At 39.3% G+C, this 24901-nt stretch carries 27 protein-coding genes; 15 read left to right on the top strand and 12 right to left on the bottom strand.

All coding sequences use genetic code 11. The features are described 5' to 3' along the window. Positions 1-543: DUF748 domain-containing protein (locus tag LLF28_03870; GenBank protein MCE5194580.1), on the top strand; the 543-nt coding region annotated here is incomplete at its 5' end. Between the two features lie 23 nt (positions 544-566). On the opposite strand, the gene mqnB is transcribed toward LLF28_03870, so the two are convergent. Then, complete coding sequence (mqnB, locus tag LLF28_03865; protein ID MCE5194579.1) at positions 567-1268, bottom strand: futalosine hydrolase; 702 nt, start codon at positions 1266-1268, stop codon at positions 567-569. A 116-nt stretch (positions 1269-1384) separates the two neighbouring features. Here mqnB and greA point away from each other — a divergent pair, with 116 nt between their 5' ends. Genes greA through LLF28_03850 form a run of 3 tightly spaced genes read left to right on the top strand, consistent with a single transcriptional unit; the run spans position 1385 to position 3549 of the window. Then, positions 1385-1861 (top strand): transcription elongation factor GreA, encoded by a 477-nt coding sequence (greA, locus tag LLF28_03860; GenBank protein ID MCE5194578.1) that lies wholly within the window; start codon positions 1385-1387, stop codon positions 1859-1861. After that, on the top strand, positions 1854-2624 hold the full coding sequence (locus tag LLF28_03855; GenBank protein MCE5194577.1) for a dihydroorotate dehydrogenase electron transfer subunit: 771 nt from the start codon (positions 1854-1856) through the stop codon (positions 2622-2624). Before greA ends, LLF28_03855 begins: the two co-directional genes overlap by 8 nt. Beyond that, positions 2605-3549, top strand: coding sequence for a dihydroorotate dehydrogenase (locus LLF28_03850; protein MCE5194576.1), 945 nt, complete (start codon positions 2605-2607; stop codon positions 3547-3549). Before LLF28_03855 ends, LLF28_03850 begins: the two co-directional genes overlap by 20 nt. Before the next feature lie 197 nt (positions 3550-3746). On the opposite strand, the gene LLF28_03845 is transcribed toward LLF28_03850, so the two are convergent. From LLF28_03845 to LLF28_03830, 4 genes are read right to left on the bottom strand one after another with little or no spacing between them, the layout of a single operon-like run. Then, on the bottom strand, positions 3747-4199 hold the full coding sequence (locus LLF28_03845; protein MCE5194575.1) for an N-acetyltransferase: 453 nt from the start codon (positions 4197-4199) through the stop codon (positions 3747-3749). Continuing rightward, entirely contained in the window at positions 4171-4728 is a 558-nt protein-coding gene (locus LLF28_03840; protein MCE5194574.1) for a 2-oxoacid:acceptor oxidoreductase family protein, read from the bottom strand. The genes LLF28_03845 and LLF28_03840 overlap by 29 nt, the downstream gene beginning before the upstream one ends. Before the next feature lie 52 nt (positions 4729-4780). Beyond that, the gene (locus LLF28_03835; GenBank protein MCE5194573.1) at positions 4781-5548 is read right to left on the bottom strand and encodes a thiamine pyrophosphate-dependent enzyme; all 768 of its coding nucleotides are present in this window, start codon (positions 5546-5548) and stop codon (positions 4781-4783) included. Between the two features lie 5 nt (positions 5549-5553). Beyond that, on the bottom strand, positions 5554-6486 hold the full coding sequence (locus LLF28_03830; protein MCE5194572.1) for a Ppx/GppA family phosphatase: 933 nt from the start codon (positions 6484-6486) through the stop codon (positions 5554-5556). Positions 6487-6577: 91 nt separating this feature from the next. Here LLF28_03830 and xerC point away from each other — a divergent pair, with 91 nt between their 5' ends. From xerC to LLF28_03810, 4 genes are all read left to right on the top strand, one after another. Next, on the top strand, positions 6578-7468 hold the full coding sequence (gene xerC, locus LLF28_03825; GenBank protein MCE5194571.1) for a tyrosine recombinase XerC: 891 nt from the start codon (positions 6578-6580) through the stop codon (positions 7466-7468). A gap of 84 nt (positions 7469-7552) precedes the next feature. Beyond that, positions 7553-8083: an ATP-dependent protease subunit HslV gene (gene hslV, locus LLF28_03820; GenBank protein MCE5194570.1), complete on the top strand. Its 531-nt coding sequence runs from the start codon at positions 7553-7555 to the stop codon at positions 8081-8083. 22 nt (positions 8084-8105) lie between these two features. Then, positions 8106-9452 (top strand): ATP-dependent protease ATPase subunit HslU, encoded by a 1347-nt coding sequence (gene hslU, locus LLF28_03815; protein MCE5194569.1) that lies wholly within the window; start codon positions 8106-8108, stop codon positions 9450-9452. Then, positions 9449-10189, top strand: a complete 741-nt coding sequence (locus tag LLF28_03810) for a septal ring lytic transglycosylase RlpA family protein (protein MCE5194568.1) — start codon at positions 9449-9451, stop codon at positions 10187-10189. Before hslU ends, LLF28_03810 begins: the two co-directional genes overlap by 4 nt. A gap of 14 nt (positions 10190-10203) precedes the next feature. On the opposite strand, the gene LLF28_03805 is transcribed toward LLF28_03810, so the two are convergent. After that, a complete protein-coding gene (locus LLF28_03805) occupies positions 10204-10728 on the bottom strand; it encodes a Slp family lipoprotein (GenBank protein MCE5194567.1) in 525 nt (174 codons plus the stop codon). A gap of 81 nt (positions 10729-10809) precedes the next feature. Here LLF28_03805 and LLF28_03800 point away from each other — a divergent pair, with 81 nt between their 5' ends. The 4 genes from LLF28_03800 to LLF28_03785 are packed head-to-tail and all read left to right on the top strand — an operon-like array spanning position 10810 to position 14279. Next, on the top strand, positions 10810-11394 hold the full coding sequence (locus LLF28_03800) for an FmdE family protein (GenBank protein ID MCE5194566.1): 585 nt from the start codon (positions 10810-10812) through the stop codon (positions 11392-11394). Further along, entirely contained in the window at positions 11373-12275 is a 903-nt protein-coding gene (gene argB, locus LLF28_03795) for an acetylglutamate kinase (protein MCE5194565.1), read from the top strand. The genes LLF28_03800 and argB overlap by 22 nt, the downstream gene beginning before the upstream one ends. Further along, the gene (gene radA, locus LLF28_03790; protein MCE5194564.1) at positions 12268-13620 is read left to right on the top strand and encodes a DNA repair protein RadA; all 1353 of its coding nucleotides are present in this window, start codon (positions 12268-12270) and stop codon (positions 13618-13620) included. Before argB ends, radA begins: the two co-directional genes overlap by 8 nt. Before the next feature lie 41 nt (positions 13621-13661). Then, on the top strand, positions 13662-14279 hold the full coding sequence (locus LLF28_03785; protein MCE5194563.1) for a hypothetical protein: 618 nt from the start codon (positions 13662-13664) through the stop codon (positions 14277-14279). Here LLF28_03785 and LLF28_03780 read toward each other — a convergent pair. Together LLF28_03780 and LLF28_03775 are read right to left on the bottom strand one after the other, a co-directional pair. Further along, positions 14269-15087 (bottom strand): AAA family ATPase, encoded by an 819-nt coding sequence (locus LLF28_03780; GenBank protein MCE5194562.1) that lies wholly within the window; start codon positions 15085-15087, stop codon positions 14269-14271. The two genes, LLF28_03785 and LLF28_03780, sit on opposite strands and share 11 nt — an antisense overlap. Before the next feature lie 3 nt (positions 15088-15090). Beyond that, a complete protein-coding gene (locus LLF28_03775; GenBank protein MCE5194561.1) occupies positions 15091-17520 on the bottom strand; it encodes a tetratricopeptide repeat protein in 2430 nt (809 codons plus the stop codon). A gap of 220 nt (positions 17521-17740) precedes the next feature. Here LLF28_03775 and rplM point away from each other — a divergent pair, with 220 nt between their 5' ends. The 3 genes from rplM to argC all read left to right on the top strand — a co-directional run bounded on the left by rplM (position 17741) and on the right by argC (position 19675). After that, positions 17741-18166: a 50S ribosomal protein L13 gene (gene rplM / locus LLF28_03770; GenBank protein ID MCE5194560.1), complete on the top strand. Its 426-nt coding sequence runs from the start codon at positions 17741-17743 to the stop codon at positions 18164-18166. A 12-nt stretch (positions 18167-18178) separates the two neighbouring features. After that, positions 18179-18571, top strand: coding sequence for a 30S ribosomal protein S9 (rpsI, locus tag LLF28_03765; GenBank protein MCE5194559.1), 393 nt, complete (start codon positions 18179-18181; stop codon positions 18569-18571). A 63-nt stretch (positions 18572-18634) separates the two neighbouring features. Further along, positions 18635-19675: an N-acetyl-gamma-glutamyl-phosphate reductase gene (gene argC / locus LLF28_03760; protein MCE5194558.1), complete on the top strand. Its 1041-nt coding sequence runs from the start codon at positions 18635-18637 to the stop codon at positions 19673-19675. Positions 19676-19702: 27 nt separating this feature from the next. Here the strand turns inward: argC and nadC are convergent, their stop codons facing one another. The 4 genes from nadC to LLF28_03740 are packed head-to-tail and all read right to left on the bottom strand — an operon-like array spanning position 19703 to position 24819. Continuing rightward, on the bottom strand, positions 19703-20545 hold the full coding sequence (gene nadC / locus LLF28_03755) for a carboxylating nicotinate-nucleotide diphosphorylase (protein MCE5194557.1): 843 nt from the start codon (positions 20543-20545) through the stop codon (positions 19703-19705). Between the two features lie 6 nt (positions 20546-20551). Next, entirely contained in the window at positions 20552-21040 is a 489-nt protein-coding gene (locus LLF28_03750) for a hypothetical protein (GenBank protein MCE5194556.1), read from the bottom strand. 1 nt (position 21041) lies between these two features. Then, entirely contained in the window at positions 21042-23729 is a 2688-nt protein-coding gene (locus LLF28_03745; GenBank protein MCE5194555.1) for a valine--tRNA ligase, read from the bottom strand. A 55-nt stretch (positions 23730-23784) separates the two neighbouring features. Continuing rightward, a complete protein-coding gene (locus LLF28_03740; protein ID MCE5194554.1) occupies positions 23785-24819 on the bottom strand; it encodes a response regulator in 1035 nt (344 codons plus the stop codon). Positions 24820-24901 lie beyond the last annotated feature (82 nt).

The following is a 24901-nucleotide window of genomic DNA, read 5'->3' as shown; positions in this document are numbered from 1 at the left end:
GTTAGCCTTGATATTACTGAACTTTTTGTGAAAGCAAAGAGCAATGAATCAGGCGAGACCACGGCCGATATTTCTGCGAAACTTCCTTCAAGCGGAGCCTGTAAGGTAGATTCAAAAGGAAATATTCTTACTAGAAAATTTAACGGAAACCTGTCACTAAAAGACATTGATATAACACTTTTCAAAAAATATATAGAGAACACTGCTGATATTAATAAAGGTAAATTTGATCTTAATTCCAAGTTTGACATAAACAATATGTATCTTAATAAAACGCCTTGCACTGTGAAGATCTCTGACCTTGATGTGAAAAGTAAGGGCAGTTTTATGGGGGTGTCTGCTCCTCTAGTTCTCGACCTTGTCAAACAAAAGGGATCGATCGATCTTCAATTCAATATATGGGGAGAATTTAGCAATATTAAGCATGATATAAAAGAAGCATTGACCAAAAAGATACTGGAACAAGGGACCAAGAATCTTGCGCCTGAAAAAATAAAAGGCACAATAAAAGACATAAAAGGACTATTTCCAAAAAAGAAATAGTTTTTTTATTCTGTATTTTGAATTTATCCGATTAAAATCTTCTGGCAGTTTTCAGAGGCTCGTTTAATATTCCATCTGTTTTTATCTATATCGCCGGCAATATTGCTTATACCTCTTATCTCAAGCATGGGTATGCCATAAATAACACAGACTTGCGCAATTGCAGCGCCTTCCATGTTTTCGCATATAACATTAAATCTCTTTTCAAGCTCCTTTGCCCGTTTAAGAGTGCCTGTTATCGAAGACATTGTAAGAAATGCTCCGGTTTTTGTTTTTTCAGGTAATAACAATTTTTTTAAAGACTTAAGAGCATTCTTTACCATTTCCTTGTCTAATGGGAATTCATTGTAAAAAGCCTTGGAGTTTTTTTTAACAAAAGGAATTCCTATTGAATCAGCAGTCTCAAAGCCTGTCTTCATCAATATCCCTTCATCTCCGTATATTTCTTTGCTTGCAACTGCAATATCCCCGATACTCAACCCTGAATAAGGGAATGCGCCTCCGATCCCGAAGTTAATTATCATATCCGGAGAGAATCTCTCTATTAAGAGCGCTGTTGTGTGGGATGCATTGGTCTTGCCTATTCCTGATACAGCATGAATAACTCTGGCGCTCCTGATTTTACCTGCATAAAAGTTCCTGAATCTTGTTTTCCCTAATCTCTTGATAATTATTTTTGATTCTGCTTCTGTTGCTGATATGAGCCCGATTAATATCTTTGACATTGTTTCACATATTACATTATTAATTAATTTTATGTCTATGTGAGAAATCTGTTTTAATATTTTTGAAAAATCGAACTGAAAAGTGTTAAATTATAAAAACGAGAAAAAGGAGATTCATGACAAAGAGAGTTCCAATGACTCCTGAAGGTCACAAAAAACTTCAGGAAGAATTAGACAGGCTGATTAAAGCTGACAGGCCCAAAAACATAAAGGCAATAGCAGAGGCGCGTGCGCACGGCGACCTTTCAGAAAATGCAGAATACCATGCTGCAAGAGAAAAACAGTCTTTTATGGAAGGCAGGATACAGGAGCTTCAGGCAAAGCTCTCAGCCGCTGAGGTTATCGACCCTTCAAAGATCAATCAATCAAAAGTTGCTTTTGGCGCAAAGGTCAAGGTGCTTGATACAGATTCAGGAGAAGAATATTTTTTCGTTCTTGTTGGGGTAGACGAGGCAGATGTTAAAAAAGGTAAAATATCCATAAGTTCTCCTGTAGGAAGGGCATTGCTTGGCAAAGAAGTTGGAGATACAGCTGTAATGAAGGCTCCAGCAAGAACAATAGAATACGAGATATTAGAGATAACTTTTGAATAAATATCTTACAGCTACTATAAAAGAAAACAGCCGCATTAACGGCTCTAATAATCTTTTGGCTTTATATATAAAAGACACTTCGGAAAATCCGGTCCCGGGACAGTTTTATATGCTTGAAGTATCTTCCTCATACGACCCGCTGCTAAAACGACCGCTCAGCATATTCAGAAAAATTAATAATGAACTGCAGTTCCTTTACAGGATTAAAGGCAAAGGCACAGAAAAACTTCAGAAGATGAGAGAAGGAACAAACATCAGCATTATCGGCCCATTGGGCAATGGTTATCCTCTGCCTTCTGAAAAACAAATTCCCTTGCTAATCGCTGGAGGAGTAGGGGTTGCTTCAATCTTTTCATTGGCTGAAAAGCTGGATAAAAAAGCCTATGTATTTTATGGGGGAAGAAATAAAGATGAACTAGTAATGAAGGATGAGATTAGAAATTTTGCAAAGGAATTATTTATAAGCACGGATGACGGTTCTGAAGGTGAAAAAGGCACTGTTATTGATATCCTGAATAAATTTTTAGACTCTCAGGGTTCAATGGAATCTCTTGTCATATATGTATGCGGACCTCTGCCTATGTTGAGAGCTGTTGCAGAAGTTGCTGTTAATAAAAAAATTGCAGGATATATTTCAGCAGAGGAAAACATGGCATGCGGAATCGGAGCCTGCCTTGGGTGTGTGATAAAAACAAAACACAATTATAAAAGAGTCTGCAGGGAAGGACCGGTATTTTCTATTCATGAAATTATTTGGGAATAATAAAAATTCATCAACCGTTGACTTAAGTGTAAACATCGGCGGATTAAAACTCAAAAATCCGGTAATGACTGCGTCAGGTACATTTGGATACGGAGCGGAATACTCTGAATTCATTGATTTAAATAGGCTCGGCGCAATCATAGTAAAAGGCCTTTCTTATACCCCAAGAGAAGGCAACCCGGTTCCAAGAATTGTGGAAACCCCGGCAGGGATGCTCAATGCAATAGGGCTTCAGAACATCGGAACCGAGGCATTCATAAAAGAAAAACTGCCGTTTCTCAGAAAATTCAAGACACCTGTTATAACAAATTTTTTTGGAGACAGCATTGATGAATTCAAAAAATCAGCAGAGGCTTTGAGCAGCGCTGACGGAGTTCATGCGCTCGAGATGAATATATCATGTCCCAACAAAAAGGCAGGATGGATAATCTTTGGCACGGACCCTAAAGTTATGGGAAAGGCTGTCAGCTCTGTAAGAAAAACAACAAAACTTCCTTTGATAGTAAAACTTACGCCAAATGTCACAGATATATGCGTGATGGCAAAAGTAGCTGAAGATTCGGGCGCAGATGCAATATCCATGATAAACACAATTACAGGAATGGCTATAGACATCAGAAGAAGAACTCCAATTCTTGCAAATGTTGTAGGCGGACTTTCCGGCCCTGCGATAAGGCCTGTTGCTGTGAGAATGGTCTGGCAGGCACACAAGGCTGTAAAGATACCCATAATAGGAATAGGCGGAATAATGACCGCACAAGACGCTTTAGAGTTTTTAATTGCAGGCGCAAGGGGAGTTGCTGTAGGCACTGCAAATTTTGTTAATCCTCATGCAACCATAGAGATTATCGATGGCATAGAGAAATTTCTTATAGAAGAAGGTGTCCACAATATAAATGACATTATCGGAAGCCTCTGGACATAAAATAATCACTCTCTTTGAAATTGGGGAAATATATCAATCCAATGATCCAGAAAAGAAAAAAAGTAGGGACGGTTGTACTAGCTCTCGGCACGAGTCGCAACGACACTAATTCGGCAACTTTTTTTAATATGCTCTATTGCCATTAATCATTTCATGAGAAAAAGCCGAAGAATAAGAATTTGAACTCGCAGGAAATTCTATAGCTCCAATATCACTGCATCTTCATCGCATTCAGGAAAACGCGGGCACCTGAGACAGTCGCCCCATATCTTCTGAGGAAGTTTTGCCTTGTCAATATCCTTAAATCCATTTTTTTTGAAAAAACCGGAATGATAAGTTAATGCAAAGATTCTCTTAATGCCAAGATGTTTTGCTTCTTTGAGACATGTCTTTAGGAGTTTGTTGCCGATTCCTTTGCACTGCGATTCCTTGCTGACAGCAAGCGACCGTATCTCTGCAAGATCTTCCCACAGAATATGCAAGGCGCAAACGCCTTTTAACTTTTTATTTTCCTCGCAGACAAAAATGTCGCGTATGCTTTCGTAGAGATCATTTAATGAACGGGGAAGCATCTCTTCTTTTTTTGCAAAGTCATTTACAAGTTTCTGTATCTGCTTCACATCAGTTGTTGATGCTTTTCTTATCTTCAACGTACTTTCTCCCTTTTAAAATTGCCTCTTTGTTTACATCAAGAAATGCTTTTTTCTTTCCTGAGATCATTTCCTCGAGTGCAGCAATTGCTGATTGCTCTTTTATCACGCCTGTTTTTGCAAGCAGAGAACTGAGCATTACCATGTTTGCATATTTTGTGCTACCGATAGATGATGCTATGTCGCTTGCCGGAACATCAAGCACATTGATGTCTGAACGAAGTTCAGGATCTTTTATAAGGGAAGAATCGAATATCAGCTGGCCGCCTTTTTTCAGGCGCGGCTGAAATTTGTTAAGTGACGCTGTGTTCATTACCAGAAGTATCTCGGGGTCTCTTACAACAGGAGAGCCTATCATCTCGTCAGAGATTACGACTGTGCAGTTTGCAGTGCCGCCTCGCACTTCTGCGCCGTAGGAAGGAAACCATGTTACTTCCTTGCCTTCGATCATTCCGCTGTAAGCAAGCAGTTTGCCGAGAAATAAGATTCCCTGACCGCCGAATCCTGCTATAAGTATTTTATGTTCCAATATTTTCTCCTGTATTTTTTATTGTAGACAGCTTTTGCTTAAACTTGTCTGCTTAAATGCTGCCTGCTGTTTTTTTATTTTCTGCAAATTTGTCCTTAAAGGTTTTTAAAGGAAAAACCGTCATCATGTCCTTGCGCATCCAGTTAAGCGACTCTTCTGCTGAGACACCCCAGTTAGTAGGACATGGCGATAGTATTTCAACGAAGCTGAATCCTTTCCCCTCAATCTGATATCTGAATGCCTTTTCAACAGCTTTCTTTGTAGCAATCAGATTTTTCAAAGAATCAACAGATGTCCTTATGACATAGGAAGTGCCGTCTATTGTTGCTAATAACTCTGAAACATGCAAGGGATGTCCTGCTGTTGTTGTCTGTCTTCCTTTTTGTGTTGTTGTTGTTCTCTGGCCGCAGAGTGTTGTCGGAGCCATCTGTCCGCCAGTCATGCCATAGATAGCATTATTAACAAAAAATACAGTCAAGTTCTCGCCTCTGTTTGCTGCATGGATTATCTCAGCTGTCCCAATAGCTGCAAGGTCTCCGTCACCCTGATATGAATAAATTATTCTGTCAGGCATAACTCTCTTCATGGCCGTTGCTGCAGCAGGAGGTCTGCCGTGCGCAACCTCGATCATGTCAAAATTAAAATAATCATAAGCAAAGACAGCGCAGCCAACTGGAGCTATGCCTATGGTTTTTTCTCTGATTTTAAGTTTGTCTATGCATTCTGCAATGATCCTGTGTATTAAGCTGTGTCCGCATCCAGGACAATATCTGAAAGGAGCGCTCTTAAGGTTTTCGGGTCTTTTGAATGTCTGTTTCATATTTTTTATCTGTAAACCTCTTCTGATAATTTTATTAGCGCGCCTTCAAGCAGGCCGTTATCACTAACAATAATTTCGCTGAATCCGAAATTTTGTATTATATTAATTGTAAAGACTATGCCAGGGATAATCAAGTCTGCTCTTTCTGGCTCGAGTCCTGTAATCTTTTTTCTTCTGGATAATGGGATGCTCAGCAGATGATCTGATATCTCATTCATTCTTCTTAAACTAATCCTGTGCATATGAACTTTTTCCCTATCGTATTTTTTTAATCCCAGATCTATAGCGGCAAGAGTTGTTATTGTGCCTGCAGTGCCGATAAAAACAGTCTTGTCATCAATATCATTTTTTATTTCTGAGTGAATGCTTTCTGCGATGTCGTTTAGTTCTTTCTTCAATAAATTTATATTATTTATTGATGGCGGGTCTGATCTCAGATGTTTTTCTAACAGTTTTACTACGCCGATCGATACAGTGCCTGTCTTGATAGCAGAATTACCTTTGCATAGTATCCATTCCGTGCTTCCGCCCCCAATGTCAAGAATGAATGAGGATATATTTTCATGAATATCAAACAACACACCTTTCGCAGTAAGCTCTGCTTCTTCCTTGCCTGAGACTATTTCAATTTGTATGCCTGTCTCTGACAATGCCCTTTTTCTGAATTCATCAGAATTTTCAGCTTCCCTTAAAGCGCTTGTGCCTACAGCCTTGACGTGAGGGACATTGTAAGATGAAATGAGAAGTGAAAATGCCTTGAGAACCGACAATGATTTTTCGATGTTTTCGTCTTGTAATATTCCTGTTGAAGAAATATTTGAGGCAAGGCGTGTGATCTTCATCTCGCATCTTTCGCGGATGATAGTATTGTCTTTTATCCTTCCTATAAGGAGACGGAGTGTGTTCGAGCCAATATCAATCGAGGCTAAATTCAGCATTATTTTAATTATAGCGCATTATTTTGCCGGATGATGTTCTATAAGTCGTTATCTTGTTGCAATAATGGCATTTTGGGACTTACAATATTTCATGGATAAAAATAAAGGATATATCGAAAAATTTCTCCGCTTTCTTGAAGTAGAGAGAGGAGCGTCTTTACATACTCTCAGGGCATACAGAGAGGACCTCGAACTATTTTTCAGGGATATAAAATCAGAGATTAAAGCTATAGACTTAGGTGATGTCAGAGGCTTTGTTGCATCACAGATTAATGAAGGCCGTAAAAAAACAACTGTGGGCAGAAGGCTTGCAACAGTAAGGTCATTTTTGAAGTTTCTATATCGTGAAGGCTATATTAAGACAAATCCTGCCAAACTTGTTTCGACTCCAAAACTGCCGAAGATTCTTCCTAAGTTTCTTTCAGTGGACGATGTGTTTTCGCTTGTGGAAAAACCTGAAGAAATAGGATTCCTGCAGGCAAGGGACAGGGCAATACTGGAGCTTCTTTATTCAAGCGGCCTGCGCGTCAGCGAGCTTGTTGGATTGAATATAGAGGATATGAATCTCAGGGAAGAACTTGTCAAAGTCAGAGGCAAGGGGAAGAAAGAAAGAATCGTGCCTGTTGGAAAAAAAGCAATAGAGGCAATAAGATCATATGTAACTGAGAGAGTTCTGCTTAAAAAAAGAGACAACTCCTTTTTCCTTAACAGGAACGGCACAAGGCTGACAGACAGAAGTGTGAGACGTATAGTAATAAAATACGCAAGGGCTATCGGCATCAGCGGAAGGATAGGGCCTCATGTGCTAAGGCATACATTTGCGAGCCATTTGCTTCAGGGAGGCGCAGACCTCAGGGTTATTCAAGAGCTTCTGGGTCATTCTTCTCTGTCAACAACTCAGAAATATACGCATCTTGATATAACCCATTTAATGGAAACTTATGACAATGCCCATCCGCTCGCAAAAGAAAAGAAAAAGTAGCTCAGCAAAACATCCATTAAATAAATTTGAATATCTTTTGCTGTAAAATAGTAATTACTATTTATTTGTTTAAAGGAGCATAAAATGTTTAGAGGAACAACAATACTCTGTGTGAGACGTAATGGCAGTGTTGCAGTTGCAGGAGACGGACAGGTTACAATGGGAAATACAGTCCTGAAGCGCAATGCAAAAAAAATAAGGCTTATGTATAACGATAAAATAGCCGCAGGATTTTCAGGCGCAACTGCAGATGCATTTACCTTGTTCGAACGATTCGAGGCAAAAATAGAATCATACAGGGGTAATATAAAAAGAGCTGCCGTTGAGCTTGCAAAGGACTGGAGGACAGACAAGGTATTAAGAAGACTCGAAGCGCTTTTGATAATAGCGGATAAGGAGCATACATTTATTTTATCAGGCACAGGTGATGTCATTGAGCCTGAGGAAGGCGTTGCAGCAATAGGTTCAGGCGGTCCTTTTGCGCTTGCAGCTGCAAAGGCACTCTTTGAGAATACTAATCTTTCGGCAAAAGATATAGCTGAAAAAGCAATGAAGATTGCATCGGATATCTGCATTTACACAAATTCAAACATAACAATAGAAGAGATAAACTAAATAATCCTTGAGGAGAGTATTAATGGAGAATTTCACCCCGAGACAGATAGTGGAAGAACTGGACAAATATATAATAGGGCAGAACAAGGCGAAAAAGGCAGTGGCAATAGCTCTTCGCAACAGATGGAGAAGACAGCAGCTTTCTCCTGAATTAAAAGACGAGGTTTTGCCTAAAAATATTATTATGATCGGACCAACAGGAGTCGGCAAGACAGAGATTGCAAGACGTCTTGCAAAACTTGCCAGCGCGCCGTTTCTTAAAATCGAGGCTTCAAAATTTACAGAGGTAGGTTATGTCGGCAGGGATGTTGAATCAATGATAAGAGATCTGACAGAAATATCTCTGAACATGGTCAAATCAGAGCATATTGAGAAAGTTCAGGAAAAGGCAGAATCCATGGCAGAAGAAAAACTCCTTGACCTCCTGCTGCCTTCTTCAAAAATTAACACTAATCGTGGTTCTGCTCCTGCTGATGAAGATAAAGAAAAAACCAAAGAGACCAGAGAAAGACTGAGGCAGCAGTTAAGAGACAACAGGCTGGATAACAGATATGTTGATGTGGAGGTTAAAGAAAAAACAATGCCTTTTGGTGTTATCTCGAATATAGGTATGGAAGAACTTGAGATAAACATGAAAGAGATGCTTGGCGGTCTTATGCCTGAAAGATCCAAGAGAAAAAAAATGAAAGTTCCTGAGGCATTGAACATACTTAAACAGGACGAGGCAAATAGGCTTATTGATATGGATAAGGTTACGAGAGAGGCAATAGAAAGAGTTCAGCAGTCTGGAATAGTTTTTATAGACGAGATTGATAAGATTGCAGGCAGAGGACAGTCTAATGGACCCGACGTGTCAAGGGAAGGCGTACAGCGCGACCTGCTTCCTGTTGTTGAAGGCACGACAGTAAATACAAAACACGGTTCTGTAAAAACAGAACATATATTATTTATCGCTGCAGGAGCTTTTCATATGTCAAAACCGTCTGATCTGATCCCTGAACTTCAGGGAAGATTTCCGATAAGGGTTGAGCTCGATGCCTTGGGCAAGGATGAATTCATAAGAATTTTGACAGAGCCTTATAATGCGCTTACAAAACAATATACGGCATTGCTTGCAACAGAAGATGTGAATCTGGAATTTAGAAAAGATTCAATAGAGGAGATTGCAGAAATAGCGGCTGTTGTGAATGAGAAGACAGAAAATATAGGAGCAAGAAGACTGCACACAGTGCTTGAAAAACTTCTTGAAGATATTTCATTCGAGGCGCCTGAGAAAAAGAACAGCAGCCTGAATATTGACAAAGACTATGTAAAAGGCAAATTAAGCGATATAGTAAAAGACGAAGACTTAAGCAGGTACATACTATGAGGTCAGAGATGAAAAATGCAGGATTGAGAAAATTGAGCTGTACTTTTTTTTGTGTAATGCTTTTACTGCTTTCAGCATGTGTTGTAAAGTACAAACCTTATCAGGATTCTACGATTGAAAGTTTCCCTAAGACAATTCCCAAAGAGGCTCCCATCGAATCAAAGTATATAGTTGCTTCTTGGTATGGGTCTGATTTTCATGGGAAGCCGACAGCATCAGGAGAACCTTATAATATGTATGCAAAGACATGCGCACATAAAGAATATGCATTTGGCACAAAACTCAAGGTGACTAATATAAATAATGGAAAAGCTGTTGAGTGCACTGTAAATGACAGAGGGCCTTTTGTCGCAGGAAGAGACCTGGACCTTTCATATACATGTGCAAAAGAGATAGATATCATAGGCACCGGAACAGGCAAGGTGAGGATTGATTATATTGACAGGGATACGCGTTATGTAAAATACGTTAAGTATATTCCTTCATCAGGGAAGGGCGGACCGTATACTATACAAATCGGTTCCTTTAAAGAGCTTTCTAATGCAACACGTCTTAAGGCTGCGCTTGAATTTAAATATACTAATGTGTATGTGACTAGCGCTGATATAAATGATGCAAAGTATTACAGAGTCAGAATCGGGAAATTCAATCAGAAAGAAGAAGCTCAGAATCTCGCAAAGACGCTTGCCGATGAGGGATATGGAGTATTGATTACGCACTATGAAGAAAAAATATAACTGAAATTTTTTAACTAATGACGAGGGTATCGTGGATAGTACCATGGATCATATAACCAGAATGGATAAGGATCATAGCGGAAATTATATTGCTGCTCCTGCCAGAGATATATCTCTGTGATCTCAAAATAACTGTATTGATAATCCAGCTCCTCGAGTTTTTCTGTTTTCGTGCCTCTGTAAATTGCAGCTATTGTTATCTCCATGTCTTTTTTGAATATTAGAGGATCGAGAATTCCTTTTTCTTTTGGCATAAGCGCCAAAAATCTGAGGGATTGTTTGTCATAATCTTTAATATATCCTTTTGAGCTGACCGAGACATAAAGAGCCTCTATTAGCGAACCGTCTTTGGTAAGCCTGGTATTGATTATTTTTCCTCCAAAGACAAACAAATTACCCTTGAAAGAAGCAGAAGATGCATTGAGATCTGCAAGTGAAGGATTGAAGGCTGCCATGTCCATGACATTTCTGCTGATCACAGGCCTGCATGCAGGCAAGAGGATGAATAAAGTAATAACAAGAAAGAAATATCTTTTCATGTTCTCAGTTTAGCATGACTAAATTTTTTTTCAAATATCAAATCCCTACCAAAAATTCTTTTTTTATTATAAAATCCATCTATGAAAAAAATAAATGAAGTTGTAAAGTTTCACGGTCATATATGTCCTGGGCTTGTTCTGGGATACAGGGTGTCATTGCTTGCATTAAAAGAACTTGGCAAAAAGTCAGAAGATGAAGAGATTGTCGCAATAGTTGAGAATAATTCATGCGCTGTTGATGCTGTTCAGGCAATGACAGGGTGCACTTTTGGAAAGGGGAATCTTATATTTAATGATTACGGCAAACAGGTATATACATTCATAAAAAGACCTTCTCACAAGGCTATAAGGATTTCTATTGTATGGACCTCGCCTGCTGAAACAGAAAAAGAAAAAGAGATGTGGAATAGATATATGAAGGGCGAACACACACCTGCTGTAATAAAGGCAGTTCATGCGCGAAAGACAAAAAAGATAGATGCGATTTTAAAGGCAGGCGATAAAGAACTTTTCAAGGTAAAGCATATTAAGATTGACTTGCCGGATGAGGCGAGGATTTACCCCAGCATCAGTTGTCAGAGGTGCGGAGAAAAGACCATGGAGCCGAGAATAAGAATTAAGAACAGCAGGATGGTCTGTATACCATGCATGGAGAAAAAACGATGAAGGACATAATTACAAAGGCGAATGTTTTGATCGAGGCATTGCCATATATTAGAAATTTTTCAGGAAAGACTGTTGTTATCAAATACGGAGGCGCTGCGCAGGTTGAGGAATCTTTGAAGGACGCCTTTGCACAGGATATAGCACTTCTCAGCTTCATAGGCATCAGGCCTGTTGTTGTTCACGGAGGAGGACCAAAGATAAGTTCAACAATGGAAAAGATGGGAAAGAAACCCGAGTTTGTTCATGGCCAGCGTGTCACTGACAAAGAGACGATGGATATTGTCGAGATGGTGCTTGGCGGGCTTGTGAACAAAGAAATCGTTTCGATGATAAACAAGCACGGCGGAAAGGCAATCGGATTAAGCGGGAAAGACGGGAAGCTCATAAAAGCAAAAAAGAAATTAATGAAAAAAGTCTTGTCCGAAGAAAACGAAGAGGAGATAATAGACATAGGTCTTGTTGGTGAAGTTGCAAGTATAAATGCCGAGGTGCTTCAGAGTCTTAAGAACGAAGGATTTATCCCGGTTATTTCACCAATTGGTGTTGGGGAGAAGGAAGAGACCCTGAATATAAATGCTGATTATGTATCAGCTGCTGTTGCTTCTGAGATAAAGGCTGAAAAACTGATTCTTCTTACTGATGTGCAAGGGATTAAAGATAAGAAGGGCGTTACAATCTCGACTCTTTCAAAAAAAGAAATTAAAAAATTAATCGAGGACAACACTATCTCAGGCGGAATGCTTCCAAAAGTTCAGGCATGTATAAAGGCGGTTGAAAACGGTGTTAAAAAAACGCATATTGTTGACGGCAGGATTCCGCATTGTCTGCTATTAGAGATATTCACAAAAGAAGGCATAGGCACTGAGATTGTAAATGGCTAAAGCGAAAACCTTTTATCAGTGCCAAGCGTGTGGATATGCAAGTCCGAAATGGCTTGGCAAATGTCCTGATTGCGGTGAATGGAATACCCTTGTTGAAGAGAGAAAAGAAGCCAAACAATCAAGGAGATCTTCTCCGGGCAGACCAGAGCTCCAGCCGCTTAATTCAATAGAAAGCATAAGAGAAGACAGGATATCAACAGGCATCAAGGAACTAGACAGGGTTCTGGGCGGAGGTGTTATATCAGGCTCTGTGATTCTTGTAGGCGGTGATCCCGGAATCGGCAAATCAACAATACTCATTCAAGCAATAGCAGGCTTGTCTAAAAAATGCGGCACAGTCCTCTATGTTTCAGGAGAAGAATCTCCAGAACAGATAAAACTAAGAGCAGAAAGATTATCTATCGATTCAGATAAAATAATGGTCTTCCCTGAAACCTCCCTTGAGAGCGTGATAGACTCTTCATCCAAACTGAATCCAGGCGTGATAGTAGTGGATTCTATCCAGACGATGTATACAGAAGAGATTTTATCAGCCCCGGGCTCTGTAAGTCAGGTCAGAGAGTGCGCTGCAAGGCTGATGCTGTTTGCAAAAAGATCTGATATCCCGATCTTTATAGTTGGGCATGTGACAAAAGAAGGCGCTATAGCAGGACCTCGAGTTCTGGAGCATATAGTTGATACAGTGCTTTATTTTGAGGGAGACAGAGGACATCCTTACAGAATTATCCGCACTGTTAAAAACAGATTTGGTTCCACAAATGAGATAGGTGTTTTTGAGATGACAGATAATGGTCTTTCTCAGATAGAAAATCCATCAGAATTATTTTTGTCTGAAAGACCGATCAATGTATCAGGCTCTACAGTTGTTGCAAGCATTGAAGGAACACGGCCGGTTATGGTTGAAGTGCAGGCGCTTGTTTCTCAAACAACCTTTGGGATGCCCAGAAGGACGAGTATAGGCGTTGACTATAACAGGGTAAATCTTCTTACTGCAGTACTGGAGAAAAGAGCAGGCTGCCATCTTGGCGGAATGGATATTTTCATAAATGTTGTAGGCGGACTTAAGATTATCGAGCCTGCAATAGATCTTGGCATAATAGCAACGATCGCGTCTTCTTTAAAAGAACGGCCTATCGATCCTAAAACTTTTGTTTTTGGAGAAGTAGGTCTGTCAGGAGAAATAAGGGCTGTTGCACATGGTGAGCTGAGGATCAGAGAGGGATCAAAGATCGGGTTTAAAAAGGCAATAATGTCCAAGATGAATTCTGAAAGGATCAAGGATTCGTTTGGCATTGAAATAATAGGCGTAAAGAATGTCGAAGAAGCGCTAGAGGCGCTTGTATAGAAAAAATCAGATAAAAAGGAAGCAACATTTTTTCACATTGCATGCAAGAGATAAGATTAATCATAATTATATTGTTCACAATATCATTGCTTTCATGCGCAACAAAAAAAATTGAACTCCCTGAAATTGAAAAACCTGCACTTTCTGTTCTTCTTGCTGAGCGGCAGAGAATAAAGCGTGTTGAAGCAATATTCTCAGTTGAATTTGAAAAAGATGACAGCACAATGTCAGGGGAGGCTGCGGCGGAAATTACTGAGAAGACATTAAATCTAAGAATATATTCAATGGGATTTCTCGTAGGCGAGATCAAAGAAGAAAACGGCGTGATAACCAGCAAGCCGGAGAGGAGCAAGAACCAAAGCCTTATACTCATAAACGGACTCCGAAGCAGTATTATGTGGTGGCTCATTAAGAACTACAATATTGCCGAATTTGAAAGAACTTACACTATAAATAATTCTTCACAATATATTTCTGTTGATAAGAGCACAATGCTGCCAGTGACCCAAACAATAGAACTTAATGAAGGCAGGGAGCTGAGTATTTTCTATGAAGAGCCTATCAGGACAGATGGAATATGGTATCAATCAAAGATGCGCATTAAACTATTGAAATATACAGTAAGGCTTAAAATAAAGGATATTATTTTTATTTATTGACAATACCAAGATCAACTGCAACAGCATTTATAATTTTTTCATCGATTGAAACTGTTTTAAAAAGATAGCCGTCAAGCAGTGCATTGTCACAGATTGCATTTATAATTCTTGGAACGCCTTTTGAATATTGATATATCAATTTAAGCGCTCCAGAAGTAAATGGATTTCTTAAACTGCCTGCTACTTGAAGCCTGTGCAGGATGTATTCTCTTGTGCCTTCTTCAGACAGAGACTCAAGTTTTATCCTTACAGCTACACGCTGTCTTAACGGTTCATCAAGCGCCAGAACATTGTCCAGTTCAGGTAGCCCAAAAAAAATAAAATTAACCATCTTCCCTTGCGGCATTTCCATGTTCAGGAGTCCTCTGAACTCTTCCATAATCTCTTTTGAGTTCAGCATCTGAACTTCGTCCATTATTATTACGACTGTTTTGCTGTCTTCTCCAATCTCGATAAGTCTTTTGTAAATCCTGCTCAGGATCTCGATCTTGTCTTCCTTTGCATCATCTACGCCAAGCTGGATCGCAAGTTTTTTAAGGAGCCAATCAGCGCTTACTGCTGAATGCACTACAACAAGAAGAACTGCTTCATATGTCTGCTCATCCAATTCGTCGAGCAGTCTTCTTGCAAGAGTAGTTTTGCCGGTGCCTATATCTCCGATTACAACTGCAAGGCCTTTCTTCGATGTTATCGCATACTTAAGTTTTACGAGCGCCTCGGAATGCTGGGAACCTTTATAGTAGAATCTGTTATCGACTATGTTCGAAAACGGATGTTCTTTTAAATTATAGTGTTGTAAATAGTCCATGTTTTACAGATAAGAAACTCTCTCCTTTTTTTTCTTTTGTTTTTCTTCTTTCAATTTTTCTTTTTCTTCTTTTATCTTTATTTTTTCTTCTCTAAGTTTTAATTTTTCCTCGACAATTGGTTTTGTCGAGGTATTCGTTGTATACGCTGTCTGTAATGAATTTATCTTTTCAGAAACATTTCTGAACTTTGAATTCCAGCCGTAGATATCTTTATATAGTTCAGACGCTTCTTTTATATTACCATTCTTTTCATGTGATTCTGCAAGATCGTATTTTACGCCCCAATAGCCCTCATCTCTTGTCGTTATATTTTTAATCACACTGCTGAATGCCTCGACAGCCATATCAAACAGTCCCTTTGTCATATAACAGAGACCCAGCATATTTGTCGCAGATACAGATATCTTGGGATCGTTTTTAGCCATTTGAAATTCCCTTATCGCATCTTCAGTAAGTCCCATCTCTTTATATGCAATGCCAAGGTTGTAATGAGTCTCTGCATCTCCTGCACCTAATTCTTTTTCCAGGCCTTTTTTAAATTCATCAAATATATCTTTTACATCATTCTCAAGTTTTGGCTCAGATGCTTCATGTGATTCAAAAATGCTGTTTATGCCGATATCTTCCATGGACATCTCAGAAAATGTGGATTCAGTCTTTTCGGCTTCAATCGTCTTTTTTGGTTCTTTGATTGTTTCTTCTTCTTTAGCTTCCATTGCAGCAGTGTCAAGAGACGCGAGTTTTTGCTTTATTATTTTATTGTCAGGGAATATTTTCTGCAGACGATAACATATGCCTCGCGCTTCATCATAAAGGCCCTGTCTGGAATAGAATTCCGCCTCTGCCATCTCCTCGCTGTAGTCTTCCAATGTCTGGTGCATTTCCCTTGTTGTTCCCTTCCCTGCGAAACTTTCTTTAGAGAATGTATCAGTCTCATGTCTGGGTGCATGCTCAACGAGTCTTGGATCTTCGGGATTTATATCATATGCTTCCTTGAATATTACATCTCTTAAGTTTGTATCGCCGCTTCTCGTATGGATTTCAGCAAGTATCAGACATTCAGTTACAGCAAGTTCTTTGTCATTTGTATCGATGTATAAAGATTTGAGCTTAGTATGCACTTCGATATTATCAGGATGCAAAATTTTTAATTTTTCAAGCAAAGTTTTTGCTTCTTCGTATAATCCATATCTTACAAATATATCAGCCTCTGCGAGCGATTCTTCAATGGGTTTTTCAGCTGCTGTTTTAGCTGAGGGTTTTTCCCCCAGTTCGCTTTCAATGTCTGCTATTTTTTCTTGTATCTCAGCATTATCTGGTTGTATCTGAAGCGCCTCTTGATAGCATTTCAATGCATCTTTTGGCTGGCTGCTTTCTGAAAGCAGAAATATTTCTCCTAATGCTGCGAGTTCTTTTACTGCATTATCAAAACTTCCTTTTTGTTTGTATAAAGGAATCAGTTTTTTTCTTGACTCAACAGGTTCTGTGTCTTTGAAATTATTCAGTATCTCGATTGCTTCCTCAGTTTTTTCGCTGAATATTATTTCATCAATTATTCTGCTGTATTCTCCCCATGCTTTTTGTTTGTCGCCTTCTTTAAGGTAAAGTTCACCCATTAGTTTTCTGGCCTTAATATTTGTTGGTTCTGCCTGAAGCACTTTATTAAGGTATGAGATTGCAGATGATTGTTTCCCCTGAGCAATCATCTGTTCAGAATATTTAAGGTTAAGTTCAAGGTCATCAGGAGAGATTTCAAGCGCATCTTTTAAATAATCTGCCGATTTTTTTGAATCGCCTGTTTTCTCAGCCAGAGCGCTAAGTCCGGACATTGCCTCTTTGTTGCCGGGATTTATTTCGAGTGTTTTTTTGAAGTATTTTTCAGTATTGCTGAAATCTTCTTTGTCTTCGTGAAGTCTTGCGATGCTGAGATATTCTTTTGCTGCTTCTACACTAAGCCCCTCTTTTAAGAATAGTTCAGCAACTTTGGTTCTTAGCGGAATATTTGAAGGAGACAGGTTAAGTATTTTATCGTAAGTTTTTAGAATTGCACTTTTCTTGCCTTCCTTAGAAAGTATATCGGCGCATGTCAGGTAGTATTTTATTGCATCAGTTGATATTCCCTTTTCTTCACTAAGTTCGCCGAGCGCAAAAAGTGCATCGGTATTTGCTGGGTTTAAATTTAAAATCTTTTTGTAAAGAGCTAAGGCCTTTAAGGAAAAACCTTCATTCCTGAAATAGCGGGCTGCTTTATGAAATGATTCTACTGCGTGAGACTTGTCATTTTTTTTAAGATACAGATCTCCAATAGTATTGAATGTATTTCCATCAGGGAATTCTTTGCTTAGTTTTTCCCATTCAATGATGGCCTTATCAACCTGCCCGCGGGCAAGATATTTCTGTGCTTCTTTTATTATCGACGCTTTATCAGACATTTGTATATTGTATAAAATTATCGCATATTTTTAATAGGGCTGATAGAACTGATAAAGATTTAAAAGATTAAGAATAAGAATATGAACATTATGCTTTCAACTCTTTTAGGATGATTTTATCATAGATGATCATACATATTGACAATTTGCTAGATTTTCTATTAAAATCTCTAGTTCTTTAAAAGAGAAAGGGATTATATTTTGGAAGGTGAGTGAACAGATGAAAACAAAATTTGCTAAGAAAACAGATAATGAGAAAAAATGGTATATTGTGGATGCAAAGGAGTTAATCCTTGGCAGACTTGCAGTGAAAGTTGCCAATTACCTAAGAGGCAAGAACAAGGCTGTGTTCACTCCTAATGTGGATACGGGAGATTTTGTAGTTGTAGTTAATGCGGCAAAAATTAAAGTGACAGGCAACAAACTTGAAGACAAGATTTACTATCATCACAGCGGATATCCAGGAGGCATTAAGGCAGTGCCTCTAAAAAAGAGACTTGACACAAAACCTGAGCAGGTAATTATTGACGCTGTATGGGGAATGCTTCCAAAAAACAGGCTTGGCAGGATGATTATAAAGAAATTGAAGGTTTATAAGGGAAGCGAGCATCCACATAAGGCTCAGAAACCAGAGACTTTACAATAAGGAGTTTTTTTAATGGCAGAAATAAAATATAACACCACAGGCAGAAGGAAATCATCGATTGCAAGAGTAGACATGTATCATGGCAAAGGCCAGATTACTGTAAATGACAAGCCTTTGGCTTCATACTTCCCGCGTGAAACACTGCAGATGATGATAAGGCAGCCGCTTGAACTTACAGGTATGGTTGGCAAATATGATGTTGTTGCAAAAGTTGTAGGCGGTGGTCTTACCGGACAGGCTGGTGCTTTAAGGCATGGAATAGCTCGTGCACTTATATCTATAGACAGCGACTTCAGGCTGAAGCTTAAAAAAGAAGGATTTCTTACAAGAGACCCTAGAGAGAAAGAAAGAAAGAAGTACGGCCAGAAGGGCGCAAGAAAGAGATTCCAGTTCTCAAAGAGATAATTTCTCAGGAATTAATGATAGTTTTTTCATTAATTTGATGTCTCTATCACGGACGATTTATCTATGCTAAGAATTGCTATCTGTGGAGGCAGTGGATATACAGGAGGCGAATTGATTCGTCTCCTTTTGAACCATCCTTTTGTCGAAATAACCGCTGTAACTTCAGAAAAATCCGCAGGCAAATGCGTAAAAGATATTTTTCCGCATCTTAAAGGGTTTACAGATCTTAAATACGAAAATCTTGACAGGAAGAAACTGCTGAACAAAGCTGACCTGTTTTTCATGGCCTTGCCTCACGGAACCTCGCAGGAAGCAGTAGACTTTTTTTTCAAAAACAATAAAAAAGTAATAGACCTATCCGCTGATTACAGGCTCAAATCAGTAAAAACATATAAAGAATGGTATAAAACAAATCATAAATTTCCACTAACTCTAAAAAAGGCAATATACGGTCTTCCTGAATTACACAGAGCAAAGATTGAAGATGCTTCCCTTGTAGCAAATCCGGGCTGTTATCCTACAAGCGCAATACTAGGACTCTCCCCTGCTTTCAAGTCCGGGCTTATAGATCCTCACTCAATCATAGTGGATTCAACATCAGGCACAACAGGCGCAGGCAGGAGCAGTGACCCAGCGTTTGCATTCAGCGAGGTTAATGAAGGGTTCAGCGCCTATGCTATCGGAAAGCACAGGCATACTCCTGAGATAGAGCAGGAACTCTCTGGTATAGCTAAAAAAGATTTAAAGATTAATTTTACGCCTCATCTTGGATCTTATGACAGAGGAATACTTAGCACTATATACGCAAGGCTCAACAAGAACATAAATATCGATGCAATTATAGGCTTTTACAAAAGAGCATATGCCCAAGAGCCGTTTGTCAGGGTTCTTGAACAAGGGGAATTTCCTGATGTAAAGGATGTGCGTGGTACAAACCTCTGCAGTATAGGACTTGCTGTAAACAACAGAACTAAGACTCTCATAATTGTTTCTGCGATCGATAACCTTGTTAAAGGGGCTTCGGGGCAGGCGGTTCAGAACATGAACATAATGATGGGATTTAATGAGACGATCAGTCTTGCAACAATAGCTCTTTTCCCTTAGAAAATTTAAAACAAACCACTTTAATTTTCACTGCACAATCTTCATACTGATGTCTGCTGCCTCAGCAGAGTGTGTGAGTGCTCCTATCGAGATTAGATCTACTCCTGTTTCTGCAATAGCCCTGACATTGTCAAGATTTACATTGCCTGATGCCTCAAGCAGTATCTGTTTTCCAGATGCCTTTACTATGCGGACAGCATCTTTCATATCTTTCAGAGACATGTTGTCCAGCATTACAATGTCAGCGTCAGAATCAACCGCCTGCTTGAGATCATTTAAATTTTCTACTTCAACCTCAATTTTCCCAAGGTGATGCATTTTTTTTGCAATGCTTACAGCCTTAGAAATGCTTCCCACGGCTTCGATGTGATTGTCTTTAATAAGAATACCGTCAAAAAGCCCGAATCTGTGATTACTTCCGCCGCCGCATCTTACCGCATATTTTTCCATGAATCTTAATCCGGGCGTTGTCTTTCTTGTGTCAACAATTTTTGCATCAAGTCCTTTTATTTTTTCGACGAACATATTGGTGAGTGTTGCTATGCCGCATAAACGCTGGAGGATATTAAGACATACTCTTTCTCCTGAGAGAATGGCTTTTGTCTTTCCTGTTATCTCAGTTATTACTGCTCCCTTTGTTGCTGTTGATCCGTCATTTATCAAGACATCAATTCTTATGGCATTATCAAGATTAAGAAACACTTCTTTTATAAACGGCATTCCTGCTACTACGAACTGTCCCTTTGCTATTAAGAGAGCTCTTGATTCGCTGTCTTCCGGAATAAGCAGGGAAGTTGTAATGTCGCCGTTGCCGATGTCTTCATCTAAAGCTATGCGGATGATTTCTTTTACGCTATAGGGGATTTTCATAAGAAATTATTTTTTTCTTAGAATAGAAAATAATCCCAGAATTCCGCCGCATACAGCTCCCAATGCCAATGCACCACGCCAGTCCAGAAGTGTTGTCACATTGCCTTCTACTTTATTGCCAAGCATGATCAAGGAAGTGCTGTTATTGGATTTAATCTTCATGCCAGCCATAATACCGACAGCGCTTTTATTTGATTCTGTTCCGCCTTTTGATATAACCATCGGGGACAATGAAAAATTGAGTGAAATGTTATTGCCTGCAGTTACCCCGCTTATGCTCTGATTCAGGTTTATGTTATTGCCTCTCAGAATGCCGGTTACTCCCTGAGTGACATCTATCTTTTCAGCATCAACGCTCAAAGCGCCAACCTGCTGCATTTCTATATGATTGCCTTCAACTGCCCTTACAGAACTGTGTTTTATGCTGACGAATTCTGCCTCTATGAATTCAGCATCCTTTTTTTCTATAATCTTCTTATTAATATTTGACTTCATTTTACCCCCTTAAATCATTCATTTTTTGAATATTTTCCTTGATCCTTTCTCTTTTCGCAAGCAGTTCATCAAACTTGGCTTGTTCCTTTTTTACTATTTCTTCAGGAGCCCTGTTTAAAAAATCCTCGCTCATAAGTTTTTTCCTTAGAAACTCAACAGACTCTTCGACTTTCTTGTCTTCTTTCATAAGTCTATCAATTTCTGCATCAATATTCAAAAGCCCTTTAAGGGGAACGTATATTTCCATGCTGTCTCTGACGCAAACAGCTGAATCTGCAGGTTTATTCAGGGCTTCTCCAATCTCTACCTCTGATGTGCGAGCAAGTTTCTTTATATAGCGGATGTTTGTTTTCAGGATAGCTGTTGTTTTTGAAGAAAAGACCTTTATCGAGCATTTTACTTCTGCTGAAGGCAAAACATTAAGCTCGCCCCTAATATTCCTTATTCCTGTTATAGCCTCCATAACATAAGATAGTTTTTTTTCAGCGCTGGCATCTTCTGGTAGTGATTTTGGGAAATTGGCAATAACAATGCTTTTTCTCACTTCTGGCTGTGAGGTTTTAATATAAGGAAGTTTCTGCCATATTTCTTCAGTTACAAAAGGCATGAATGGGTGCAGCAGCCTTAGAGTTGCTTCAAGTGTGGTGACAAGACACCATCTTATGCCGTTTCCCTTTTGTGGATCATCCATATCTGTCTTTGACATTTCAATATACCAGTCACAGAATTCATGCCAGACAAATTGATATATGTTGTTTGCCGCATCATTGAATCTATATTCTTCAAGGGCAGAGTTCACGTCTTCGGCAACAGCGCTAAGTCTGCTTAATATCCATCTGCTTGCGATATCAAGTTCCACTCTTGGTTTTTCAGGAATCGAATCTGTTTTAAGATTCATCATTATAAACCTAGCAGCGTTCCAGAGCTTGTTAACAAAATGTCTGTATCCTTCAACTCTGTCTTCGGAAAATTTTATGTCTCTCCCTTGAGCAGCAAATGCGCAAAGAGTAAATCTAAATGCATCTGTCCCATATTTATCTATTATCAATAAAGGATCAACAACATTGCCTTTTGACTTTGACATCTTCTGTCCGGAGGCATCCCTGATAATTGCATGGATGTAAACATCCTTAAACGGCACTTGATCCATAAATTTAAGTCCCATCATTATCATCCTTGCTACCCAGAAGAATAGGATGTCGAATGCAGTAACAAGAACGCTTGTCGGATAGAAGGCCTTGAGGTCTGGTGTTTTTTCAGGCCAGCCCAACGTTGAGAAAGGCCAGAGTGCAGACGAGAACCATGTATCAAGCACATCTTCATCCTGAACAAGATTTTTTGAATCGCAATAAGGACATGATTCAGGTATTGTTCTGGATACTATTACTCCGTTTTTTGAACGGCATTTGTTGTTCTTCATTTCCTGACAATACCATGCAGGAATTCTGTGTCCCCACCATATCTGTCTTGATATGCACCAGTCTCTGATATTCTCCATCCAGCCGAAATATGCATTCTCCCACGACGGAGGAAGTATCCTTATCTTCTTTTTCCTAACAACACTCATTGCATCTTTTGCAAGTGTTTTAACATTCACATACCACTGGAGTGTCGGGAGCGGCTCTATTATTGTCTTGCATCTATAACAATATCCGACTGAGTGTTTGTGTTTCTCCTCTTTTTCAATAAGATTAAGCTCGTTGAGGTCATTGACTACTAGTTTTCTGCATTCATATCTGTCTAGACCGGAGTATTTTTTGCCTGCCTCGTCAGTCATCTTTCCGTCTTTTCCTATGACCATAATGAACGGCAGTGAAGGATCCTGTCTTTTTGCTATTGCCTCGTCATTGAAATCATGCGCAGGCGTGACTTTTACTGCTCCTGTTCCAAATGCCAAATCAACCGCAGCATCAGGGACTATAGGAATTTTTCTTTCTGTCAAAGGCAGAGAAACTGTCTTGCCGATCAGTTTTTTATATCTCTTGTCAGAAGGATTTACGGCAACCGCAGTATCTCCCAGCATTGTCTCAGGTCTTGTTGTGGCAACTATTATATGTTCATCTGAATCAGACAGCGGATACTTTATATATGTAAGTTTCCCATCCAGTTCTTCATGTTCAACTTCAAGGTCTGACAGAGCCGTATGACAGCGCGGGCACCAGTTAATAAGTCTGTTGTCTCTATATATCAGCCCCTCTTCATAAAGCCTTACAAACACTTCTTTTACCGCCTTGGAAAGTCCTTCATCAAGAGTAAATCTTTCCCTTGACCAGTCGCATGATGCGCCCATGCTTTTAAGCTGATGGATTATTTTGCCTCCGTATTCAGCCTTCCATCTCCATACGCGCTCTATGAATGCGTCTCTCCCTATCTGCTGTCTTGTGATTTTTTCAGATGTAAGCTGACGCTCTACAACATTTTGTGTTGCAATGCCTGCATGGTCTGTTCCCGGAAGCCAGAGAACTTTAAATCCGCACATTCTTTTCCATCTGGCAAGAACATCCTGCAAAGTTGCATTGAGCGCATGACCCATGTGGAGCGAGCCTGTTACATTAGGAGGAGGAATGACAATGGAATATGGTTTGCCCGAAGGATTTATCTCGGGTTTAAAATAACCTTCGCGAACCCATATCTCATACCACTTTTCTTCAATGCCTTTTGGCGTATAACTCTTCTCTAGTTCTATCATTTTAGATTAGATGCGATTTATAAAAAGTAGAATCCAAAAATGGAAATAACAATTTCTACGTCTCTGACCTGATCTTTTTAATCTCTTTTGAAATTAATGTCTCTGCAACCTCTGGCACAGTCTCCCATATCACTTTTTCGACTTCCTTGTTTATAGAAGCCATAGAGTTCTGTATTGTCTCTTTCAGCATTCTCTCTGTGAGCTCAGTCGATATTTCCCATAATATTTTTTCTAAAGACTCCTTGATAGTAGGACTAATTGCTGTCATAACCGTATCTTTTAAATCCAGAGATGACAAAAGCGATTGAACCTTTTCATCAACTGTTTTTTTAATTATATTTGACATGTCTGATTGAGAGGGCATGGGTATGTCAGCAGATTTTTTTTGTACTGGTATTTCCTGTTTGAGAATGCTTTTCTTTTCATATGAAGGAACAACAGACTCTGAAAATCGAGATGTTTCAACAGCTGACATCTCAGTTGTTTGCTCAAGAAGTGATTCAGCCTGTTTAGCGGCATTCATGGCTTCATCAATGCTCACATCCTGAATCTCTATCACATCTCCGCTGTATTCTGATGTGGTTTCTTCAGCACTAGTTATTTTTAATTTATTTTTCTGTGGAGCTTCTTCAAATACCTCTGCTGTTACTACAGATGAATCATCGTCTGCTTCCTGAGCAAATACTACTTCTTCTGCAGGGATGGTTGGAGTGTTTTTTGCAAGTGATCTTAATATGGAATTTATTTTGCTGATAAGTTCTTGTGACTCGAATGGTTTTACTATGTAGCTGTCTGCCCTTACCTGTTTGGAAAGTGCTTCATCGATCGGTTCGAAAGCTCCTGAAAGGAGTATCACAGGGATGTCTTTTGTTTCAGTATCTGATTTTATTTTTTCGCACAACTGATAGCCGTTAATCTTAGGCATGTCAATATCAGCAAGCACAATATCAGGCCTGAAATTTTTTATTGCAGCAAGAGCTTCCTCGCCGTTTGTAACAGCTTTTATTTCGAAGCCCTCATCTGTAAGTACAAGTTCAACGACCTTTTGTATTGTTATGCTGTCGTCAGCAAGAAGCAGCTTGCGTGTCATTATTTACTCCTTCAGTGCTTTTTCAAAATTTTATTGTTTACCTATGGAAAAGTCAAGGTTTATCGCCTTGTTGGTTCGATGG

It is taken from the genome of Nitrospiraceae bacterium, from assembly GCA_021373015.1.
In the GTDB taxonomy this organism is placed as follows: Bacteria; Nitrospirota; Thermodesulfovibrionia; order Thermodesulfovibrionales; family UBA1546; genus JAJFTJ01.
This window is presented reverse-complemented; position numbering and strand designations above follow the sequence as displayed.

What these genes read in the sequence shown, in the direction of transcription:
- mqnB (MCE5194579.1), bottom strand. Translation starts at nt 1,268, where the DNA reads ATGTCAAAGATATTAATCGGGCTCATATCAGCAACAGAAGCAGAATCA.
- greA (MCE5194578.1), top strand. Translation starts at nt 1,385, where the DNA reads ATGACAAAGAGAGTTCCAATGACTCCTGAAGGTCACAAAAAACTTCAG.
- LLF28_03850 (MCE5194576.1), top strand. Translation starts at nt 2,605, where the DNA reads ATGAAATTATTTGGGAATAATAAAAATTCATCAACCGTTGACTTAAGT.
- LLF28_03835 (MCE5194573.1), bottom strand. Translation starts at nt 5,548, where the DNA reads ATGAAACAGACATTCAAAAGACCCGAAAACCTTAAGAGCGCTCCTTTC.
- LLF28_03830 (MCE5194572.1), bottom strand. Translation starts at nt 6,486, where the DNA reads ATGCTGAATTTAGCCTCGATTGATATTGGCTCGAACACACTCCGTCTC.
- xerC (MCE5194571.1), top strand. Translation starts at nt 6,578, where the DNA reads ATGGATAAAAATAAAGGATATATCGAAAAATTTCTCCGCTTTCTTGAA.
- hslV (MCE5194570.1), top strand. Translation starts at nt 7,553, where the DNA reads ATGTTTAGAGGAACAACAATACTCTGTGTGAGACGTAATGGCAGTGTT.
- hslU (MCE5194569.1), top strand. Translation starts at nt 8,106, where the DNA reads ATGGAGAATTTCACCCCGAGACAGATAGTGGAAGAACTGGACAAATAT.
- LLF28_03810 (MCE5194568.1), top strand. Translation starts at nt 9,449, where the DNA reads ATGAGGTCAGAGATGAAAAATGCAGGATTGAGAAAATTGAGCTGTACT.
- LLF28_03805 (MCE5194567.1), bottom strand. Translation starts at nt 10,728, where the DNA reads ATGAAAAGATATTTCTTTCTTGTTATTACTTTATTCATCCTCTTGCCT.
- LLF28_03800 (MCE5194566.1), top strand. Translation starts at nt 10,810, where the DNA reads ATGAAAAAAATAAATGAAGTTGTAAAGTTTCACGGTCATATATGTCCT.
- argB (MCE5194565.1), top strand. Translation starts at nt 11,373, where the DNA reads ATGCATGGAGAAAAAACGATGAAGGACATAATTACAAAGGCGAATGTT.
- radA (MCE5194564.1), top strand. Translation starts at nt 12,268, where the DNA reads ATGGCTAAAGCGAAAACCTTTTATCAGTGCCAAGCGTGTGGATATGCA.
- LLF28_03785 (MCE5194563.1), top strand. Translation starts at nt 13,662, where the DNA reads ATGCAAGAGATAAGATTAATCATAATTATATTGTTCACAATATCATTG.
- LLF28_03780 (MCE5194562.1), bottom strand. Translation starts at nt 15,087, where the DNA reads ATGGACTATTTACAACACTATAATTTAAAAGAACATCCGTTTTCGAAC.
- LLF28_03775 (MCE5194561.1), bottom strand. Translation starts at nt 17,520, where the DNA reads ATGTCTGATAAAGCGTCGATAATAAAAGAAGCACAGAAATATCTTGCC.
- rplM (MCE5194560.1), top strand. Translation starts at nt 17,741, where the DNA reads ATGAAAACAAAATTTGCTAAGAAAACAGATAATGAGAAAAAATGGTAT.
- rpsI (MCE5194559.1), top strand. Translation starts at nt 18,179, where the DNA reads ATGGCAGAAATAAAATATAACACCACAGGCAGAAGGAAATCATCGATT.
- argC (MCE5194558.1), top strand. Translation starts at nt 18,635, where the DNA reads ATGCTAAGAATTGCTATCTGTGGAGGCAGTGGATATACAGGAGGCGAA.
- nadC (MCE5194557.1), bottom strand. Translation starts at nt 20,545, where the DNA reads ATGAAAATCCCCTATAGCGTAAAAGAAATCATCCGCATAGCTTTAGAT.
- LLF28_03750 (MCE5194556.1), bottom strand. Translation starts at nt 21,040, where the DNA reads ATGAAGTCAAATATTAATAAGAAGATTATAGAAAAAAAGGATGCTGAA.
- LLF28_03745 (MCE5194555.1), bottom strand. Translation starts at nt 23,729, where the DNA reads ATGATAGAACTAGAGAAGAGTTATACGCCAAAAGGCATTGAAGAAAAG.
- LLF28_03740 (MCE5194554.1), bottom strand. Translation starts at nt 24,819, where the DNA reads ATGACACGCAAGCTGCTTCTTGCTGACGACAGCATAACAATACAAAAG.